General features: G+C 65.7%; 5 protein-coding genes. 4 read left to right on the forward strand and 1 reads right to left on the reverse strand.

The annotated features are described in order from the left end of the window. Positions 1-11 precede the first annotated feature (11 nt). From ACRDUX_RS02400 to ACRDUX_RS02415, 4 genes are all read left to right on the forward strand, one after another. On the forward strand, positions 12-170 hold the full coding sequence (locus ACRDUX_RS02400) for an iron chelate uptake ABC transporter family permease subunit (RefSeq protein WP_526410660.1): 159 nt from the start codon (positions 12-14) through the stop codon (positions 168-170). A gap of 11 nt (positions 171-181) precedes the next feature. Continuing rightward, a complete protein-coding gene (locus ACRDUX_RS02405) occupies positions 182-1,060 on the forward strand; it encodes an ABC transporter ATP-binding protein (protein ID WP_526410652.1) in 879 nt (292 codons plus the stop codon). 262 nt (positions 1,061-1,322) lie between these two features. Further along, positions 1,323-1,730, forward strand: a complete 408-nt coding sequence (gene panD / locus ACRDUX_RS02410) for an aspartate 1-decarboxylase (RefSeq protein WP_526410654.1) — start codon at positions 1,323-1,325, stop codon at positions 1,728-1,730. Next, positions 1,730-3,082, forward strand: a complete 1,353-nt coding sequence (locus ACRDUX_RS02415; protein ID WP_526410656.1) for a lysine N(6)-hydroxylase/L-ornithine N(5)-oxygenase family protein — start codon at positions 1,730-1,732, stop codon at positions 3,080-3,082. The genes panD and ACRDUX_RS02415 overlap by 1 nt, the downstream gene beginning before the upstream one ends. Here ACRDUX_RS02415 and ACRDUX_RS02420 read toward each other — a convergent pair. Next, positions 3,073-4,017, reverse strand: coding sequence for a methionyl-tRNA formyltransferase (locus ACRDUX_RS02420; RefSeq protein ID WP_526410658.1), 945 nt, complete (start codon positions 4,015-4,017; stop codon positions 3,073-3,075). The two genes, ACRDUX_RS02415 and ACRDUX_RS02420, sit on opposite strands and share 10 nt — an antisense overlap. Positions 4,018-4,149: the final 132 nt, after the last annotated feature.

The following is a 4,149-nucleotide window of genomic DNA, read 5'->3' on the forward strand; positions in this document are numbered from 1 at the left end:
GAGTCGGGCTGATCTCCGCCGCCGCCATGGGTGGGTTCCTGCTGCTGTCCAGTGACCTGATCGCACTCCGGATCTTTGCGCCTGCCGAACTGCCGGTGGGTGCGGTCACCGTGACCCTGGGTGGGCTGTACCTCGTCTACCTGCTGGTCCTGCAGGCACGGCGCCGGTAGAAGGGACGTGAATGTCAAGGGATGACGTGAGGCACCAGAGGGCAGGAGCGCAGCGACCCTGGACCGAGTTGCTCGGAGCGCGCGAGCTGTCGCTCGGCTACGGTGCGACGCCGATCGTCGATGGCCTCACCGTCGACATCACCGCAGGCGCGATCACCGCGATCGTCGGCCCCAATGCCTGTGGCAAGTCGACACTTCTGCGGGGGCTGGCCCGACTGCTCAAGCCCTCCGGCGGGCAGGTGATTCTCGACGGGACGGACATCGCCCGACTGCGCACCAAGGACGTCGCTCGCCGGCTGGGCCTGCTGCCGCAGTCGTCGATCGCTCCGGAGGGCATCACGGTCGCCGATCTGGTGACCCGTGGCCGCTTTCCCCACCAGACCATGCTGCGGCAGTACTCGCGCGATGATCAGCAGGCCGTCGTCGAGGCCATGGCAGCCACCGGGGTGACCCCGATCGCGGGCAGACCGGTCGACGAGTTGTCGGGTGGACAGCGTCAACGCGTGTGGGTTGCGATGGTGCTCGCCCAGCAGACGCCGCTGATCCTGCTCGATGAACCGACCACGTTCCTGGACATCGCTCATCAGATCGAGTTGCTCGATCTGTTCGCCGACCTCAACCACGAGCAGGGCCGCACCATCGTCGCGGTACTCCACGACCTCAATCACGCCTGCCGGTTCGCCGACGAGATCATCGCCATGAAGGCTGGATCGATTGTCGCTCATGGCGATCCGGCAGAGGTCATCACGGCAGACCTCGTCGAGGAGGTCTACGGCCTGAGGTGCCAGATCATCGACGACCCGGAGACGGGGACTCCGCTGGTGATTCCTCGGGCATCCGGCCGGTTGCGCGCCAGGAAACTTCCAGGTTCGACGACCGGCGCGAAGTGATTGCCCAAATGTCGCAATGACGACGAACGATGAACCCGGAATGCCTTGACGAGCAGGTCTCGTCGGTATCGCCCGGCCGTTGGGGCCGATCGTGGTCGAGTTTGCCGGCCTGCCGTCGGCCGTGGGGGACCGTCCAGCTGGCGGGACGAGGTCAGGTGGGGGAGGCTGAAACTGTGAGACTTCTAAGGTTAGGATAACCTTCGGCGCTCGACAGGTGGGGTCCTCGAGCGTTACCGACCTCAACAACGCTGGAGGACGAGCAATGCTCCGAACGATGCTGGGCGGCAAGGTGCATCGCGCCACCGTCACCCAGGCCGACCTGCACTACGTCGGCTCCATAACGATCGACCAGGACCTGATGCGGGCCGCCGACATCCTGGAGGGTGAGCAGGTCGACGTCGTCGACATCACCAACGGCGCCCGCCTGACGACCTACGCGATCACCGGGCCTGCCGGGTCCGGGGTGATCGGAATCAACGGCGCGGCAGCGCATCTGATCAGGCCGGACGATCTGGTCATCATCATGTCGTTCCGTGCGCTCGACGAACGGGAGCTCGCCGACTATGCACCACGGGTCGTTCACGTCGACGAACGGAACCGCATCGTTGCGCTGGGGAACGACCCCGCCCAGCCGGTACCGGGCGCCGTCGACCAGCTGGCGAGCCGCTGATGTCCACCAACGGCAACGGCAACGGCAACGGGCACGGGACGTCGAGCAACGGGGATGGCGGCATCCTCGGTGTCGTCGGCGTCGGCTTCGGCCCGTCCAACCTCGGCCTGGCGATCGCCATCGAGGAGCACAACGAACAGTGTGCCCACGACCAGGCGATCTCGGCCGAATTCATCGAGGCCAAGCCGCAATTCGGCTGGCACACCGGCATGTTGATCCCTGGGACGACGATGCAGATCTCGTTCCTCAAGGATCTGGCGAGCCAGCGCAACGTGCGCAGCCGGTACACGTTCCTCAACTATCTGACCGAACGTAGACGGCTCAACGAGTTCATCAACCACCAGACGTTCTTCCCCACCCGACTCGAATTCCACGACTATCTCGAATGGGCCGCGGACAGGGTGGACGCGAAGGTGCACTACGCCACGCGGGCGGTCGCCGTCCGCGACGAGGGTGGCTGGCTGGCGGTCGACGTCGAAGGTTCGGGCAAGGAGACACTGCGGGCCCGCGCCGTCGTTCTGGCGGGAGGCCTGCAGCCGCAGCTGCCCGGCGGGGTCGACGAGACGCCTCGCCAGTTCCACAACCACGGCCTGCTGAACAAGCTTCCCGACCTCCCGCCGATCACCCATAACCGATTCGTCGTCGTGGGAGCGGGCCAGAGCGCCGCCGAAGTCACCGACTACCTACACACCACCTATCCGGCGGCCGAGGTTCACGGGGTCTTCGCGAAGTACGGATACAGCCCTGCCGACGACAGTCCCTATGCCAACCGGGTTTTCGACCCGGCGGCGGTCGACGACTTCTACACCGCGGAACCGACGGTCAGGCAACGGCTTCTCGACTATCACCGCGCGACCAACTACTCGGTCGTCGACCTGCCGCTGATCGAGGCGCTCTACGCCCGCGAGTACGCCGAACGGGTGGCCGGTCAACGCAGGCTGTACTTCCATGGCGCGTCCGGTGTCGTCTCGGCGACCGAGGACGACGCAGGGGTGCGGGTGGTCATCGAGCACCATCCGACGAAGTCGCTCGAGGCGCTCGACTGTGACGCCGTCGTCTACGCCACCGGGTTCGTCCCGATGTCGCTTCCCGAGATACTCGGTGATCTGTGTGATCCCACCGTGTACTCGGCAGACGGACCGGAGGTGGCCCGCGATTACCGGCTGCGCACGGCACGGGAGGTCTCCGGGTCGATCTACCTGCAGGGCGGCACCGAACACACCCACGGGCTCAGTTCGTCGCTGCTGTCGAACATCGCGGTCCGCTGCGGTGAGATCGTCGAATCCATCGTCGGTGACCCAGAATTCGGCGCCGCGCCTCGCCAGGTTGTCAGTGGCGGGAGCTACGGCTGATCGGTCAGGTAGCCGCCGCCGCGACCGAAGAACTCCAGCGCGGGCAGCTCGGCGCCGTCGTCGAGCCGCACGCGTTCGATGACGAGGCCGGGCCCATCGCCGCGGTGCGCATTCGGTCCGGCAACGATGACCATGCCGTCACCCTCGGCGATGAACACCCGCCCCGGCGTGCCGCCGTAGCGGCACCGGGAGACCGACGCCTGCAGAACGCGCACCCGCTGACCGCGGTAGTAGGTCACGGCATTCGGGTACGGGTCGGAGAGGGCGCGAACGAAGCGCTCCAAATCCTCTGCGGTCCAACGCCAGTCGATGATGCTGTCACGTGCTGAGCGCTTGTGGAAGAAGGTGCGATCGTCGAGGTTCTGCGTCGTCCACTCGGCGGTGCCCTGTTCGATGAGGTCCAACGATTCCAGCAGCACCCCGGGGATGAGGTCGATGGTGGCGCGCACCAGGCTGGTGCCGGTGTCGCCGGGACCGATCGGGATGGCCCGCTGCCGAACGATGTCGCCGGTGTCGAGCTCGTCGTCCATGCGATGCGCGGTGAGCCCGACCTCGGTCGCTCCGCTGATCATCGCCCAGATCACCGGCGAGAAGCCCGTGAACTTGGGCAACAACGAATCGTGCAGGTTCAGCGTGCCGTGCGGCGGCAGGTCGAACAGTTCCCTCGGTAACCAGGTCCGCCAGTTATTGGCGACGATGATGTCGGGTTCGGCCTGTTTCACCCGCTCGATCAGCTCAGCGTCCGGCCGTTGCGCCAAGTGCACCGGGATGCCGTGGTCGCGGGCGAGTTCCTCGACTGAATCGGCCCAAATCGATTCGTACGGTTGGTCGCTCGGCGGATGTGTCACCGCCAGCACGACGTCGTGGTTTGACTTGATGAGTGCCTCCAGGGTCTTGTGTCCCCAGGTCTGGTATCCGAACGTCGCTACCCGCATGTCCTACCTTCCGTATGTACCTAGCTTTGGCAAGCCTAACCTTTGATAGGGTTGCCTGGGTCAAGCGGGCGCGCCACGGGTGCGTCGACGGCTTCGCCAGAGTTCACGTCGATGTCCAAGTCAGTGTTGAGG

This window comes from Mycobacterium sp. (assembly GCF_050701675.1).
In the GTDB taxonomy this organism is placed as follows: Bacteria; Actinomycetota; Actinomycetes; order Mycobacteriales; family Mycobacteriaceae; genus Mycobacterium.

What these genes read in the sequence shown, in the direction of transcription:
- ACRDUX_RS02405 (WP_526410652.1), top strand. Translation starts at nt 182, where the DNA reads ATGTCAAGGGATGACGTGAGGCACCAGAGGGCAGGAGCGCAGCGACCC.
- panD (WP_526410654.1), top strand. Translation starts at nt 1,323, where the DNA reads ATGCTCCGAACGATGCTGGGCGGCAAGGTGCATCGCGCCACCGTCACC.
- ACRDUX_RS02415 (WP_526410656.1), top strand. Translation starts at nt 1,730, where the DNA reads ATGTCCACCAACGGCAACGGCAACGGCAACGGGCACGGGACGTCGAGC.
- ACRDUX_RS02420 (WP_526410658.1), bottom strand. Translation starts at nt 4,017, where the DNA reads ATGCGGGTAGCGACGTTCGGATACCAGACCTGGGGACACAAGACCCTG.